The 14,538-nt window shown below is 61.1% G+C and carries 12 protein-coding genes and 2 pseudogenes; 6 read left to right on the top strand and 8 right to left on the bottom strand.

Translation table 11 applies throughout. The features are described from left to right. The first annotated feature begins 168 nt into the window (after positions 1 to 168). Both ACRHIG_RS04575 and ACRHIG_RS04570 read left to right on the top strand, forming a co-directional pair. The gene (locus ACRHIG_RS04575; protein ID WP_489629498.1) at positions 169 to 1,119 is read left to right on the top strand and encodes a CAP domain-containing protein; all 951 of its coding nucleotides are present in this window, start codon (positions 169 to 171) and stop codon (positions 1,117 to 1,119) included. Positions 1,120 to 1,223: 104 nt separating this feature from the next. Then, entirely contained in the window at positions 1,224 to 1,859 is a 636-nt protein-coding gene (locus tag ACRHIG_RS04570; protein ID WP_489629497.1) for an Hpt domain-containing protein, read from the top strand. An 18-nt stretch (positions 1,860 to 1,877) separates the two neighbouring features. Here ACRHIG_RS04570 and ACRHIG_RS04565 read toward each other — a convergent pair whose 3' ends face one another. Further along, the gene (locus ACRHIG_RS04565) at positions 1,878 to 2,036 is read right to left on the bottom strand and encodes a hypothetical protein (RefSeq protein ID WP_489629496.1); all 159 of its coding nucleotides are present in this window, start codon (positions 2,034 to 2,036) and stop codon (positions 1,878 to 1,880) included. A 172-nt stretch (positions 2,037 to 2,208) separates the two neighbouring features. After that, the gene (locus ACRHIG_RS04560; RefSeq protein ID WP_489629495.1) at positions 2,209 to 2,943 is read right to left on the bottom strand and encodes a hypothetical protein; all 735 of its coding nucleotides are present in this window, start codon (positions 2,941 to 2,943) and stop codon (positions 2,209 to 2,211) included. Between the two features lie 194 nt (positions 2,944 to 3,137). Between ACRHIG_RS04560 and ACRHIG_RS04555 the strand changes: the two genes are divergently transcribed. Then, a complete protein-coding gene (locus ACRHIG_RS04555) occupies positions 3,138 to 3,950 on the top strand; it encodes a M1 family aminopeptidase (protein ID WP_489629494.1) in 813 nt (270 codons plus the stop codon). Positions 3,951 to 4,042: 92 nt separating this feature from the next. Here the strand turns inward: ACRHIG_RS04555 and ACRHIG_RS04550 are convergent, their stop codons facing one another. The 6 genes and pseudogenes from ACRHIG_RS04550 to rpmH all read right to left on the bottom strand — a co-directional run bounded on the left by ACRHIG_RS04550 (position 4,043) and on the right by rpmH (position 8,503). After that, positions 4,043 to 4,342 carry a hypothetical protein gene (locus tag ACRHIG_RS04550; protein ID WP_489629493.1) on the bottom strand — a complete coding sequence of 100 codons (300 nt, stop codon included), beginning with the start codon at positions 4,340 to 4,342 and terminating at the stop codon, positions 4,043 to 4,045. A 9-nt stretch (positions 4,343 to 4,351) separates the two neighbouring features. Next, positions 4,352 to 5,731: a tRNA uridine-5-carboxymethylaminomethyl(34) synthesis GTPase MnmE gene (gene mnmE, locus ACRHIG_RS04545; protein ID WP_475415129.1), complete on the bottom strand. Its 1,380-nt coding sequence runs from the start codon at positions 5,729 to 5,731 to the stop codon at positions 4,352 to 4,354. Positions 5,732 to 5,916: 185 nt separating this feature from the next. Beyond that, positions 5,917 to 7,644 carry a membrane protein insertase YidC gene (yidC, locus tag ACRHIG_RS04540; protein ID WP_475415130.1) on the bottom strand — a complete coding sequence of 576 codons (1,728 nt, stop codon included), beginning with the start codon at positions 7,642 to 7,644 and terminating at the stop codon, positions 5,917 to 5,919. Between the two features lie 11 nt (positions 7,645 to 7,655). After that, positions 7,656 to 7,911, bottom strand: a pseudogene (gene yidD, locus ACRHIG_RS04535) (membrane protein insertion efficiency factor YidD). Further along, positions 7,908 to 8,360 carry a ribonuclease P protein component gene (gene rnpA, locus ACRHIG_RS04530; RefSeq protein WP_226936366.1) on the bottom strand — a complete coding sequence of 151 codons (453 nt, stop codon included), beginning with the start codon at positions 8,358 to 8,360 and terminating at the stop codon, positions 7,908 to 7,910. Before rnpA ends, yidD begins: the two are co-directional and overlap by 4 nt. An 8-nt stretch (positions 8,361 to 8,368) precedes the next feature. Next, positions 8,369 to 8,503, bottom strand: a complete 135-nt coding sequence (rpmH, locus tag ACRHIG_RS04525) for a 50S ribosomal protein L34 (protein WP_010401996.1) — start codon at positions 8,501 to 8,503, stop codon at positions 8,369 to 8,371. 623 nt (positions 8,504 to 9,126) lie between these two features. Here rpmH and dnaA point away from each other — a divergent pair. From dnaA to gyrB, 3 genes and pseudogenes are all read left to right on the top strand, one after another. Then, complete coding sequence (dnaA, locus tag ACRHIG_RS04520) at positions 9,127 to 10,521, top strand: chromosomal replication initiator protein DnaA (protein ID WP_070224767.1); 1,395 nt, start codon at positions 9,127 to 9,129, stop codon at positions 10,519 to 10,521. 150 nt (positions 10,522 to 10,671) lie between these two features. Next, a pseudogene (gene dnaN / locus ACRHIG_RS04515) lies at positions 10,672 to 11,777 on the top strand (DNA polymerase III subunit beta). A 152-nt stretch (positions 11,778 to 11,929) separates the two neighbouring features. Then, the gene (gene gyrB, locus ACRHIG_RS04510) at positions 11,930 to 14,428 is read left to right on the top strand and encodes a DNA topoisomerase (ATP-hydrolyzing) subunit B (RefSeq protein ID WP_489629492.1); all 2,499 of its coding nucleotides are present in this window, start codon (positions 11,930 to 11,932) and stop codon (positions 14,426 to 14,428) included. Positions 14,429 to 14,538 lie beyond the last annotated feature (110 nt).

The following is a 14,538-nucleotide window of genomic DNA, read 5'->3' as shown; positions in this document are numbered from 1 at the left end:
CAATGCAGCGGCAAACGCTGCGCTACGCTCATTCTACCCTGCGCAGCGGCGGCACCGTCCCCGCACGAGCGGGACATATCTTTTCATCGATGCTCTACGAGCGATCAAAATACCTTAGAATCGTTTTACAGGGCAGCACGCTGTCCGCCCACCTATACAGGAGTCGACTTGATTGCCTCGTCACTGCGTTGGAAATACTGGATACCCGCCCTGCTGAGCGCAGCCCTGCTGAGCGCCTGCGGCGGTGGCGGCGATAGCGGCAATACGTCGCTGAGCACCTCGACCCCGGCCGGGCAATTGACGCAGGAGCCTGGCGCTCCCGTCCTCAGCAACAATATCGCCACCGATGGCTTCAACTGGTTCAACTACCGGCGCAGCCAGATCGGCCTGTCTCCGCTGGTGCGCAATAGCCTGATCGACAGCGCGGCCCTGGGCCATTCCAGCTATCTCAATCTCAACAGTACGGTGGCGCACGAGCAGGTGCAGGGCAAGCCCGGCTTTACGGGCGTCAAACTGGGCGACCGCCTGGCCAAGGCCGGCTACGTCGTCACCTCGCTGCAGGGCGAAGTCATCGCCGGCGCCAGCAACACGTCCGGCTTTTACCTGGCCGAAGAGCTGGTCACGGCCATCTATCACCGCTTCGTCATTTTCGAGCCGCTGTTCAAGGAAGGCGGCGCGGGCGCGGCCGTCAGCGGCAGCGGCTATGCGTATTTCACCACCGACCTGGCCGGCAACCGCAGCTATGGCCCCGGGCTGGCGGCGGCGCAGATCGTCACCTATCCCTACAGCGGACAGCAGAAGGTGGCCATCAGTTTCTCCAGCGATAACGAATCGCCCGATCCCGTGCCGAACCAGGACGTGGTCGGCTACCCGATCAGCGTGCATGCCAACTACGGCACGCCCGTCAGCGTGACGGCGTTCAGCGTGCGCCAGCGCGGCGCCGCCGCGGACCTGGCCGTGCGCCTGCTCACCAGCGGCAACGATGTGCATACGCCCGTCTCGGCCGCGTCCATCATCCCGCTGGCGGCCTTGAACGCGAACACCAGCTATGACGTGAGTTTCATCGGCAAAGTCAATGGCGCGGACGTCACGCAGAGCTGGTCATTCAGCACGCGCTAGGGCGACTCGCCGTGCCAAGCGGGCGCAGCATCGAGGACGACTGGATGTAAAATAGCTGTTCCTGCTTTACAGCAATTGACAAGTTTTGGGGCGCTCTGCACAGCATGCTGAAACCACACGCCGCTTGCGATGATGATGCCGCCGTTGCGGCATCCGACATGGTCCGCATTCTCGACGTCGAGAACGGACTGGGCCGCATCATGGGCGACCGCATCCTGTACCTGAAAATCCTGCGCCGCTTCCTGCATGACCACGGCACCACGCCGTGCCAGATCCGCGCCGAATTCGACACGGGCAACTATGCTTCCGCGCGCCTGAAGGCGCATACCCTGAAAGGCGCCGCCGGCATGATCGGCGCGCGCCACGTGCACGGCCTGGCGGCAACCCTGGAGTCGGCACTGCGTGCGCAGGCGCCCGACCTGGCCCAGCAGATGCAGCAGCTGGAACTGGCGCAGGATCAATTGCTCGGCGCGGTCAGCAGCATGCTGGGCACGCCGGAGGCAACCCACACGGCGGCGCAGGACGTGGCGCCCGACCCGGCCGCACCCGCCATCCAGCTGCTGCTGGCGCGCCTGGCCAGCCATCTGCGCGAAGGCGACGGCGCCGCCATCGACATCCTGGAAAACTCGGCCAGCCTGCTCGCGGCCAGCCTGGGCGTGAATGTCTACCAGGAAGTGGCAGCCGCCGCGCATGAGTTCGATTTCGACGGCGCCCTGGCGGCTCTGCTGCGGCGGCGCTAGCGCTCAGCCCGTTACCGCTCAGCTGTTGAACTGCGCCTCTTCCGCATACGCCACGCAACAACTCTTGCAGCAAAAGCGGCGCACGGCATCGAGCGGCTTGTCGCAGTACCAGCATGCGCCTTTCGGCGGCAGCACTGCGATCAATTGCGACAGGGAAGGCAATGGCGGCGCCGCCATCCCCTGCTTTCCACGACTTCCGGCTGTTCGCTGTCCATGGCGCTTCCTTTCCTGGCGGCACTTCAAGGCCGCTCAGCAAGATTACGTCAGCACAGTTTGAAGCCCATGACATTTCTCAACCGCGGCCACGCTTGCCCCATCGGCATCTCGAAATTTCCAAACGACAACGTTGTCACTTCACACTACAATCGGTATTCCGCTCACTTGCGCGCTCGCCATGAAACACATCCCCCTGCTGCTCTCCTGCCTGCTGCTCAGCGCCTGCGCCACGCGCGCGCCCACCGCCTACACCCTCAATTCGGGTGCCGAACGCACGCCGGAACAACTGGCGGTGGTGTTCGAACACGCCGACCTGACCCTGCGCATCGATCCCGCCCGCCGCAGCATTGCCGGCGATGCGCGCCTGACCTTCCTGGCCACGCAGCCGATCTCGCGTTTCGCGCTGGACCTGGACCGTAACCTGCCCGTCGATGTCATCGAAATCGACGGCAAGACGCTGCGGCCGCAAGACTATGCCAACCCGGACGGCCGCCTGAGCATGACCTTGCCGGCCACCCTCGCGGCAGGCGCGCGCACCAGCATCCGCATCGTCTACCACGGCGTGCCGCACGTTGCCGTGAAAGCGCCGTGGGATGGCGGCATGGTGTGGTCGAGCACCGCCGCTGGCGCGCCGTGGTTCGCCAGCGCCGTGCAAGGCGAAGGCTGCGACCTGTTCTGGCCGTGCATCGACCACCCGATGGGCAAGGCCCGGCTGATCGACCAGCACATTCAGGTACCGGCGCCGCTGGTGGCGGCCGGCAACGGCATCGCGCTCGGCATGGATGAGGCCGACGGCTGGCGCACCTGGCACTGGCGCGCCAAACACCCGAGCACCTATGGCATCGCCCTGAACGTGGCGCCCTACCATAGCCTGCAGGGCGAGTATGCGAGCCGCTACGGCAACCGCATCCCCCTGCAATTCTGGTGCCTGCCGGAAAGCGAGGCCAAGGCGGGCGCCCTGTTCGCGGAATTGCCGCCCATGCTAGACTTTTTGAAAGCGTCATCGGCCCCTACCCGTTTGGCGATGAGAAAGTCGGCATCGCCGAAACCCCGCACAAGGGCATGGAACACCAGACCATCAATGCCTATGGGAACAAATTCGCCAAGACCAGCTATGGCTACGACGAGCTGTTGCAGCATGAACTCGCCCATGAATGGTTCGGCAACCAGCTCACCAACAGCAACTGGGACGATATGTGGCTGCACGAAGGCTTCGGCACGTATATGCAGCCGCTCTACATGCAGTACCTGCGGGGCGAGCAAGAGTATTTTGCTTCGTTGCAGCAAATGCGCGCCGGCATCGTCAACAAGGCGCCCATGGTTTCGGGCAAGCCGAGAAGCGAGGAAGAAGTCTACGACCAGAAAAAGGGCGGACCGGGCGGCGACCTGTATGTGAAAGGGGCGCTGGTGCTGCACACCTTGCGCGGCCTGATCGGCGACGAGGCCTTCTTCCGCGCCGTGCGCCTGCTCGTCTACGGCACGGAACAGCCGCAGCCGGGCCAGTTCCAGCCGCGCTACGGCAGCACGGCGGAATTCATGGCCATCGTCAACAAAGTCACGGACAGCAATTACGACTGGTTCTTCCAGGTTTATCTGTACCAGGCGGCATTGCCGGAACTGTCCGCCGTGCGCGACGGCGACACCTTGCGCCTGCTATGGAAGACGCCTGCCGACATCGCCTTCCCGATGCCGGTGGAAGTGCGTATCGGCAAAGAAATCCATACCGTTCCCATGTCGCTGGGCTTTGGCGAACTGCCCCTGCCGGCGGGCGCCACGTACACGCTCGACCCGCACTCGCGCGTGCTGCGCCGCGCCGAGCATATCGAGGCGTTCCAGAAGTTCAAGGAAGAACAGGCGAAGGGGAAGAAAGGGTAGCAAAACCTGGGGTCAGACCCCCTCGCACCTGAGCGATGACCTTTGTGTTAGCGGTGTTGAGGGTCTGACCCCGGCCTTTCCGCCGTTCGGACTTATTTCCGAAAACTCCTGACCGCGTCATTGGCATTCTCGGCAATGACTTTTTGCAGCTTAGGCTGCTTCGCGTATTTCACGCGCAAGCGCTTCCACTGCCGCTGCGCCTGGCCGCACGAGCTGGCCACGGCTTGCGTGATCTCGCGCTGGCGCGCCTTGTCGTTGTCATCCCATTCGCCGGCGAAGTGCTCGCACATCTGCGCATTTTCGACGAACTGCGCCACGTCCTGCGGCAACTTTTCCTGCGCACCGGCCAGCAGGGGCAGGAAACTGAACAGCAGAACAAGCAGCAGCTTCATCGCACCTCCTTATTTGCCGATGCAGAAACGGCTGAAGATCACGCCCAGCAGATCGTCGGGCGAAAACTCGCCCGTGATGCTCGACAGCTGCACCTGCGCCAGGCGCAGCTCTTCGGCGAACAGGTCCAGCGACTGGTCGTCCTGCGCCGCGTGCGCGGCGGCGATATCCAGATGCTTGCCGGCCGATTTCAAGGCGATCAGATGGCGTTCGCGCGCCAGATACAGCGATTCGCCCGTCTGCTGCCAGCCGGCGATGCGCAACAGTTCCGCGCGCAGCAGATCGATGCCGATGTGCTCGTGCGCAGACAGATACACGTGGGTGGCATCGGGCATGTTGTCGACGCCGGGCTTGTGGCCGGACAGGTCAATCTTGTTCCACACGCGCACCACGGGCACGCCTTCCGGGAAGGCGGCGACGATGGTTTCATCGGCCAGCGTCGGGCCGTGGTCGGCGTCGAGCAGGTGCAAAATCACGTCCGCCTTGCCGATCTCGCCCCAGGTGCGCTCGATGCCGATGCGCTCGACGGCGTCGATGGTGTCGCCCGCGCTGCGGATGCCGGCCGTGTCGATGATGTTGAGCGGAATACCCTCGATCTGGATGGTTTCGCTGACCTTGTCGCGCGTGGTGCCGGCGATCGGCGTGACGATGGCCACGTCGGCGCCCGCCAGCGCGTTCAGCAGCGACGATTTACCCACGTTCGGCTGGCCGGCCAGCACCACGTTCAAGCCTTCGCGCAGCAGCGCGCCCTGCGCCGCCTGCGCAAACACTTTATGCAAGGCTGCGATGACGGCCTTCAACTGGCCGCGCGCATTCGATTTTTCCAGGAAGTCGATTTCCTCTTCCGGGAAATCCAGGGTGGCCTCGACCAGCATCCTTAAACCCGTCACCTGTTCCACCAGCGCGTGGATGGTGTTCGAGAACGCGCCCGACAGCGATTGCGAGGCGGACTTGGCGGCCGCTTCCGTGGAAGCGTCGATCAGGTCGGCCACGGCTTCGGCTTGCGCCAGATCCAGCTTGTCATTCAAAAACGCGCGGCGCGTGAATTCGCCCGGTTCGGCCAGGCGCAGACCGCTGTCCTTGCCCGCTTCCAGCACGCGCGCCAGCAGCAGCTGCAGCACGATAGGGCCGCCGTGGCCCTGCAATTCCAGCACGTCTTCGCCCGTGTAGGAATGCGGGCCCTTGAAGTGGATGGCGATGCCCTGGTCGATGATGCTGCCATCGGCTTCCGTGAACGGCAGATAGGTGGCGTGGCGCGGTTTCAGCGTTTGCGCGCCGAACAGGGCCGTCATCAGCGGGGCGAGATTTTTGCCGGAGGCGCGTACCACGCCGATGCCGCCGCGTCCGGGAGCGGTGGCGATGGCGGCGATAGGGGAAGAGTCGAGTTTCATGGGGATATTGTAATAGGTACGGCAAGGGAAAGTGCAGCAACGTAGGCCGGCTTAGCGCGCAGCGCGTAAGCCGACGCAGCACACGCTGGCGATAGTGTCGGATTACGCGTGGCCTTGCCACGCTAATCCGACCTACAAGAATTAAAAAGCCCGCACTAGGCGGGCTTTTACTTCGCTAACCCTGCTTACACAGTGGACGGCGCGTATTTCTTGGTGATCACCCATTGCTGGCCGATCGACAGGACGTTGTTGACGACCCAGTAGAGTACCAGGCCCGACGGGAAGAAGAAGAACATCACCGAGAATGCCAGTGGCATGAACAGCATCATCTTCGCTTGCATCGGATCGGCCGGGGCCGGGTTCAGCTTGGTCGTGATGTACATCGAGATCGCGTACAGCACCGGCAGGATGCACCATGGGTCATGCTGGGCCAGGTCGGTGATCCAGCCGATCCATGGCGCGCCGCGGATTTCCACGGACGCGTTCAGCACCCAGTACAGGGCGATAAAGACGGGCATCTGGATCAGGATCGGCAGGCAGCCGCCCAGCGGATTGATCTTTTCCGTCTTGTACAGCTCCATCGTGGCCTGGTTCATCTTTTGCGGATCGCCCTTGTAGCGCTCGCGGATCGCCTGCATCTTCGGCGTGACCAGTTTCATCTTCGCCATGCTGCGGTAGCCGGCGGCCGACAGGGGGAAGAACGCCAGCTTGATCAGGATCGTGAAGGCGATGATGGTCCAGCCCCAGTTACCGAGCACGCTGTGGATGTGTTCCATGACCCAGAAGATCGGCTTGGCGATGATGGTCAGCCAGCCGTAATCCTTGACCAGTTCCAGGCCGGGCGAAACGGCTTCCAGCAGGTGCGCGATTTGCGGACCCGAGTACAGCTTGCTGTCCATGCTGGCCGAGGCGCCAGGCGCCAGGGTCGGCAGCGGCAGCACGTTGCCGATGGCGTACAGGTTGGTGTCGAGCTTTTTCGTGAAGATGTCGCGCTTGACGTTTTCTGGCGGGACGAAGGCCGACACGAAGAAGTGTTGCGAAATCGCAAACCAGCCGCCATTCGCCGATTGCGGATGCAGGCCCTTCATGGCGTTGTCGTTGCCCTTCTTCTCATCTTCCACGGCCGCTTTTTCGATCTTCTCGAACGTCATCTTCTGGTACTTGTCCTGCGGCGTGTACAGGGTAGGACCGGTGAAGCTGCTGTTGAAGAACGAGTCGCCGACCGGCTTGTTGCCGTCATGCGTCAGTTGCAGGTACAGCTGCGGCGTGACGGGAGCGGCGCCCACGTTGGCCACGTCGTGGCGCACGTCGATGACGTAGTCGCCGCGCTTGAAGGTAAACGTCTTGGTCAGCTTGACGCCGCCTTCGACCGCTTCCATGACCAGCTGGATTTGCTTTCCGTCCGCCAGGGTGCGTACGCCAGGCTGTACGGTAAAGCCCGTGTTATGCGTGGGGAAAGGACCGCCGACCAGGCCCGACTGCGCCAGGTAGGTGTGGTTGGCGCCGACGTCGAACAGCACTTCGTTTTGCTTGCCTTCGTCAGGCTGGCACCATTTGAACAGGCCGAAGCAGCCGCCGAACCAGCCCGGATTGCCCGCGCCCTTGAATTTCAGCAATTCCAGACGCTTGACCTGGCCGCCCAGGGTGTCGATATCGACCTTGATGACGTCGGTGGTGATGGTAATCACTTCGCGCTTGAACGCGGCGGGATCGGTCGCTTCGCCAGGCACGGCGCTCGCGCCGGCAGGCGCCAGGGCGGCCGTCTTGGCCGGGGTGACAGGCGCCTTGGCGGTTTGTTCCGTGTTCGCGGAGAACATCGACGGCTTGCCGTTCGAGATCATCCATTCGTTCCAGAGAATTACCAGCGAGACGGAAAACACGATCCACAGGATGGTACGTTTATTGATATCCATTAGGGTATTTGTCAGGAGTGGTTGCAACCGCAAGCGGTCGTTGAAGATTGTTTGCCATCGGCCGGCGGCACCGGGTCGACGCCCCCTTCAGGGGTGGCAACGGCACAGGCGCTTGGCAGCCAGCAGGCTGCCCTTGGCCGTACCGTGCACGCGCAGCGCTTCCATCGCGTAATGCGAACAGCTCGGATAGAAACGGCAATTCTGTCCCAGCATGGGGCTGATCAGCAACTGATAAGCGCGCAGCAGGAACAGCAGCAGGGTTTTCATGGCGCGGATGGTGGTGGCGCAGCAACAGAACGGGCCTGGGCGGCGATTTGCGCCGCGAACAGGCGGCCCAATTCTTCACGCAGCTCGGCTTTGAGCCTGGTCGTGGTGGCAGGGCCATCCTTGCTGTTGACGGCGCGCGACAAACGCACCACGCAGTCGACCGGCGGCATCGCGCTGTTGCGAAACAGCTCGCGCGTGACGCGCTTGATCGTGTTGCGGGTCGCCGCGCGCGGCGCGAAACGCTTGGCCACAACGACGCCCAGCCGCGCATGCGGCAATTGATTGTGTCGGGTGTACAGCACAAAATGCGCTGTTTTTTGCGAAGGGCGCAAACGAAAAACGGATGAAAATTCATCCGTTTTAACGATACGCCGAAAGCGCGCGAAGTCGTGTGAACCTTCGCGTTGATTGCCGACTGGAGTACAGCTAGCCACGCGATCAGCTGTCAACGACAAGCCTAGACGGCCAGACGTTTGCGGCCCTTTGCGCGACGTGCGTTGAGCACATCACGGCCACCACGGGTAGCCATACGAGCGCGGAAGCCGTGCGTACGCTTGCGGCGAACGACGGAAGGTTGGTAAGTACGTTTCATGTTGGTCTCGCTAAAAACAAAAAAAATGCAAAATCGGGTCTGACGTCCCGTCAGTTTTTGGTGCCAATGACAATCGCGCACTTATGCCAAGGCACAAGCTGGCCAATCTCATCGCCCGCTTGAACGCGCACCAAATCTACTACGCGGAGCGATTTGCGGCCTCCGGTGCTCACTGTGCCTTCGCACAGTTGCGCGCCTCAGCCACAACTCATCACCGCTCGCTACGATTTGGTACTGCGTCGTTAATCCACGCTTAGTCCATATTGTCGTTCCAAATGAATAAACACGGAATACGGGCGGGGAACCCTGAATTATTCAGCATATGCCCCCTCTTGTCAAGGATTGCCGTGATCGCCAGGAAATTTGCGCGCAGCTCTCCGCCTGCGCCGCAGGCCGCGCCAGCACTGCCTGTGACGGGATAACCGGGGGATAAGTCGCTTCTTATACACACGGCGCCCCACCCCGCCACACAAAAATAAGCGTCGTGCCTGTGGATAACTTTGGCAGTCGGGAGTAGAATAGCGCGTTACGTGTGGCGAGCCCTCGCGCGACGCCGGCCTTGCAACACGGTGACCGCAGGGCAGAATCGATACGCCCTCCCACACCTTTTCACATAGACATACATGGATAATTTCTGGCAGGCCTGTTCCGCGCAGTTGGAACTGGAGCTGACACCGCAACAATTCAGTGCGTGGATCAAACCGCTTATCCCTCTCGATTACGAAGAGGGCAAGCTGCGCATTGCTGCGCCCAATCGCTTCAAGCTCGATTGGGTCAAGACCCAGTTCGCCAGCCGCATCACGGCGCTGGCCATACAGTATTTCGAAGCGCCGACGGAAGTGCAGTTCGTGCTCGACCCGCGCCTGGCCCTGCCGAAAAAGCCAGTCACCGCCAGCACCCCGGCCAGCGATCCGAATGGCGGCGCGCCCAGCGCGCGCCCGGCGGAACCGCAGCCCAGCGTGCCGGAACTGAGCATCGGCGCCGCGCCGCGCCGTGAGCAGAGCCGCATCAACACCGACCTGACCTTCGACAGCTTCGTGACCGGCAAGGCCAACCAGCTGGCGCGCGCCGCCGCCATCCAGGTAGCGAACAATCCGGGCGTGTCGTATAACCCGCTGTTCTTCTACGGCGGCGTCGGCCTCGGTAAAACCCACTTGATCCACGCCATCGGCAATCAGGTGATGGCCGACAATCCGGGCGCGAAGATCCGCTACATCCACGCGGAACAGTACGTTCGCGACGTAGTGACCGCTTACCAGCGCAAGGGTTTCGACGATTTCAAGCACTACTATCACTCGCTCGACATGCTGCTGATCGATGATATCCAGTTCTTTGGCGGCAAGAGCCGCACGCAGGAAGAGTTTTTCTATGCGTTCGAGGCATTAATTGCCGCGAAGAAACAGATCATCATCACCTCGGATACGTATCCGAAAGAAATCACGGGCATGGACGACCGCCTGATTTCGCGCTTCGACTCGGGCCTGACGGTGGCCATCGAACCGCCGGAACTGGAAATGCGCGTGGCGATTCTGTTGAAGAAAGCCAAGCAGGAAGGCGTGACCTTCTCCGACGATGTGGCCTTCTTTGTCGCCAAGCATTTGCGCTCGAACGTGCGCGAGCTGGAAGGCGCGCTGCGCAAGATCCTGGCGTACTCGCGTTTCCATGGCAAAGATATAACAATCGATATCGTCAAGGAAGCCCTGAAGGACTTGCTGTCGGTGCAGAACCGCCAGATTTCCGTGGAAAACATCCAGAAAACGGTGGCCGACTTCTTCAATATCAAGGTTGCCGACATGTATTCGAAGCGCCGCCCCGCGAATATCGCCCGGCCGCGCCAGATCGCCATGTACCTGGCCAAGGAATTGACACAGAAGAGCCTGCCGGAAATCGGCGAGCTGTTCGGCGGCCGCGACCACACCACGGTGCTGCATGCCGTGCGCAAGATCGCGCTGGACCGCACAAAGAATCCGGAATGCAACCATGAATTGCATGTGCTGGAGCAAACACTAAAAGGTTAAGCGCCGCTTGGGCAAGGCTGGCTCAAAACGTGCTTTACCCTTATTATCTGGGAGGGCGCCGCAGCCGGTCTGTCGGGGCTCCCCATGGCAAGAATTGTTAAATTAATACGTTAAACGTCGTACTGTTCAACCTATACATTGAGGATAAATATGCAATTGGTCAAAACCACCCGAGATACCCTTCTCCGGCCACTGCAGATCGTGAGCGGTATTGTCGAGCGTCGGCACACTATGCCGATTCTGGCCAATATCCTCATCCGCAAAGACGGTGAAAATGTCTCCTTCCTGTCGACCGACACCGAAGTGCAGATCACCACGCACGCGGAAATCGGTTCCGGCGCGGACGTCACCGGCACCACCGTGGCCGCGCGCAAGCTGCTCGACATCCTGCGCGCCCTGCCCGAATCGGGCGACGTCACGATGACCCTGCTCAACAAGCGCCTGACCGTGCAAACGGGCAAGTCGCGCTTCGCCCTGCAAACCCTGGCGGCGGAAGAGTTTCCAACCGTGCAACAAGCGGAAAGCTACAACGCGTCCGTCACCCTGCCCCAAAAACCCTGAAGCACCTGTTCAATATGGTGCATTTCTCGATGGCGCAGCAAGACATCCGCTATTACCTGAACGGCTTGCTGCTGGTTCTGGATGGCAACAATGTCATCGCCGTGGCCACCGACGGCCACCGCCTGGCGTTTTGCCAGGTCGCCACCGAGCAGACGTTCGCGCGCCAGGAAGTGATTATCCCGCGCAAGACCATCATCGAACTGCAGCGCCTGCTGGAAGAGAACGATGAGCCGGTGCAACTGGACATCGCCGCCAACCAGGTGAAACTGACCTTTGCCGACATCGAGCTGATCTCGAAGCTGGTGGAAGGCAAGTTCCCCGACTACACGCGCGTGATTCCTAAAGGCTACAAGAACGACTTCACCATCGGCCGCGATGAACTGCTGCGCTCGCTGCAACGTGCCGCCATCATGACCAGCGACAAGTTCAAGGGCGTGCGCTGCATCATCACCCCGGGCAGCATGAAGATCAGCTCGACCAATGCGGACCAGGAAGAAGCCGTCGAAGAACTGGAAATCGACTACGGCGGCGACTCCGTCGACATCGGCTTCAACGTGACGTATCTGCTGGACGTGCTGAACAACCTGAAATGCGAATACGTCAACATCGCGCTGGGCGACTCGAATTCGTCCGCCCTGATCTCCATCCCGGACAATGCCGACTTCAAGTATGTCGTCATGCCGATGCGGATCTAAAGACCACAGCAGTGACGTAGGTCGGATGAGCGCAGCGTCATCCGACATGCTGAGCGCCGTCTGTCGGGTTACGCCGTTCCGGCTAACCCGACCTGCGGCCATCAGCCAGCAGCCCCGAATCAATCAGCAATCGTTATTTGAGAAAGCAGTCCATGTCCGAGAATCCACAAGACACCCCGATCCAGGCCAAAACGGAAGAATACGGCGCCGCCTCCATCCAGATCCTGGAAGGCCTGGAAGCCGTACGCAAACGCCCGGGCATGTACATTGGCGACACCTCGGACGGCACCGGCTTGCACCATCTGGTATTCGAAGTGCTGGACAACTCCATCGATGAATCGCTGGCCGGTCACTGCACGGAAATCCACGTCACCATCCACAGCGACAATTCGATCTCGATCACCGACAATGGCCGCGGCGTGCCGACCGGCCTGAAAATGGACGACAAGCACGATCCGAAGCGTTCCGCTGCGGAAATCGTCATGACCGAACTGCACGCGGGCGGCAAGTTCGACCAGAACTCCTATAAAGTATCGGGCGGTTTGCACGGCGTGGGTGTATCCTGCGTCAATGGTCTGTCGAAATTGCTGAAACTGACCATCCGCCGCGACGGCAAGGTCCACTACATGGAATTCGTGCGCGGCGTGCCGCAAGACCGCCAGATCGTCATGGCCGGCGACGTCGCGACGTCGCCGATCAAGGTCATCGGCGAGACGGACAAGCGCGGCACGGAAGTGCATTTCTGGGCCGACGAAGAGATTTTCACGCACGTGGAATTCCACTACGAAATCCTGGCCAAGCGCATCCGCGAACTGTCCTTCCTGAACAACGGCGTCAACATCAAGCTGTCCGACCAGCGTACGGGCAAGGAAGAAGTGTTCGCCTTCGAAGGCGGCACGCGCGGCTTCGTCGAATACATCAACAAGGCCAAGTCGGTCTTGCACCCGACCATTTTCCAGGCCACGGGCGAGCGCCTGTCGGACCAGGGCACCAACATCACGGTCGACGTGTCGATGCAGTGGAACGATGCCTACAATGAACAGGTATTGTGCTTTACGAATAACATCCCGCAACGCGACGGCGGCACCCACCTGACGGGCTTGCGCGCCGCCATGACGCGCGTGATCAACAAGTACATCGACGAGCAGGAATTCGCCAAGAAGGCGAAAGTGGAAATCAACGGCGACGACATGCGCGAAGGCCTGACCTGCGTCTTGTCCGTGAAAGTGCCGGAGCCGAAATTCTCGTCGCAGACGAAAGACAAGCTGGTGTCGTCGGAAGTGCGCGGCCCTGTCGAAGAGATCGTCGCCAAGACCCTGGCAGATTACCTGCAAGAAAAACCGAACGACGCCAAGATTATTTGCGGCAAGATCGTCGAAGCGGCGCGCGCCCGCGAAGCGGCCCGCAAGGCCCGCGACCTGACGCGCCGCAAAGGCATCATGGACGGCCTGGGCCTGTCGGCCAAGCTGGCCGACTGCCAGGAAAAAGACCCTGCCCTGTCCGAACTGTACATCGTCGAGGGTGACTCGGCAGGCGGCTCGGCAAAACAGGGGCGCGACCGCAAGTTCCAGGCGATCCTGCCGCTGCGCGGTAAAGTCTTGAACGTGGAAAAAGCCCGTTTCGAAAAAATGCTGTCGTCGGAGCAGATCACCACCCTGATCGCCACCCTCGGCACCTCGATCGGACCGGACGAATTCAACGTCGAAAAACTGCGCTACCACCGCATCATCATCATGACCGATGCGGACGTCGACGGCGCCCACATCCGTACCCTGTTGCTGACCCTGTTCTACCGCCAGATGCCGCAACTGGTCGAGCGCGGCCACATCTACATCGCGCAACCGCCGCTGTACAAGGTGAAAGCGGGCCGCGACGAGCGCTATCTGAAAGATGACGCCGAGGAAGCAAGCTACATGATGACGGTGGCGCTGAACACTGCCGTGCTGGTGCCGCGCGAAGGCGCGGAAGGCATTTCCGGCGACACCCTGACGGAACTGGTGCGCAAGTTCAACCTGTCGAACACCATCATGACGCGTCTGACGCGCGTCATCGACCGCGCCGCCCTGACGGCCATCATGACGGGCGTGCAGCTGGACCTGTCGACCCTGGACCAGGCGGAAGCTTCCGCCCTGGCCCTGCAGACGGCCATCAACGACAGCGCCGTGCGCGTGCACGTGCGTTCCGATGATTTGTCGGAAAAACACAAGCTGCACATCGAACGCATGCACCACGGCAACGTCAAAGTGACGGCCATCGACGCCGACTTCGTGCAAGGCCCGGACTACGCCGTGCTGAGCAGCGGCGCCGCCACCTTCGAAGGCCTGATCGGCGAAGGCGCGTTCGTGCGCCGCGGCGAAGGCGAGCGCATGAAGGAAATCGCCGTGGTCGACTTCCACCAAGCCATGCAATGGCTGCGCGACGAAGCCGAACGCACCGTCTCGAAACAGCGCTACAAAGGTCTGGGCGAAATGAACCCGGATCAACTGTGGGAAACGACGATGGACCCGACCGTCCGCCGCTTGTTGAAAGTGCAGATCGAAGACGCCATTGCGGCGGACCAGATCTTCACCACCTTGATGGGTGACGACGTGGAGCCACGCCGGGCGTTTATTGAAAATAACGCGTTGCGCGCGGGGAATATTGACGTTTAAGCAGGTTTTAGCAGTAGCCATAACCTGAGATTTTGGAACGCTTCCTTTGAGATTTTCATCAAAAGATACATTTTGATGGCTCTGAGCGGCTTTGTTGAACAAATAAACCG

This window comes from Janthinobacterium sp. C22, from assembly GCF_057919405.1.
This window is presented reverse-complemented; position numbering and strand designations above follow the sequence as displayed.

Bases quoted from the DNA above. Each gene is read 5' to 3' on its own strand.
- dnaA (WP_070224767.1), top strand. From the start codon at position 9,127: ATGGATAATTTCTGGCAGGCCTGTTCCGCGCAGTTGGAACTGGAGCTG.
- ACRHIG_RS04555 (WP_489629494.1), top strand. From the start codon at position 3,138: ATGGAACACCAGACCATCAATGCCTATGGGAACAAATTCGCCAAGACC.
- gyrB (WP_489629492.1), top strand. From the start codon at position 11,930: ATGTCCGAGAATCCACAAGACACCCCGATCCAGGCCAAAACGGAAGAA.
- yidC (WP_475415130.1), bottom strand. From the start codon at position 7,644: ATGGATATCAATAAACGTACCATCCTGTGGATCGTGTTTTCCGTCTCG.
- ACRHIG_RS04565 (WP_489629496.1), bottom strand. From the start codon at position 2,036: ATGGCGGCGCCGCCATTGCCTTCCCTGTCGCAATTGATCGCAGTGCTG.
- rpmH (WP_010401996.1), bottom strand. From the start codon at position 8,503: ATGAAACGTACTTACCAACCTTCCGTCGTTCGCCGCAAGCGTACGCAC.
- ACRHIG_RS04550 (WP_489629493.1), bottom strand. From the start codon at position 4,342: ATGAAGCTGCTGCTTGTTCTGCTGTTCAGTTTCCTGCCCCTGCTGGCC.
- mnmE (WP_475415129.1), bottom strand. From the start codon at position 5,731: ATGAAACTCGACTCTTCCCCTATCGCCGCCATCGCCACCGCTCCCGGA.
- ACRHIG_RS04560 (WP_489629495.1), bottom strand. From the start codon at position 2,943: ATGGTAGGGCGCCACGTTCAGGGCGATGCCATAGGTGCTCGGGTGTTT.
- ACRHIG_RS04570 (WP_489629497.1), top strand. From the start codon at position 1,224: ATGCTGAAACCACACGCCGCTTGCGATGATGATGCCGCCGTTGCGGCA.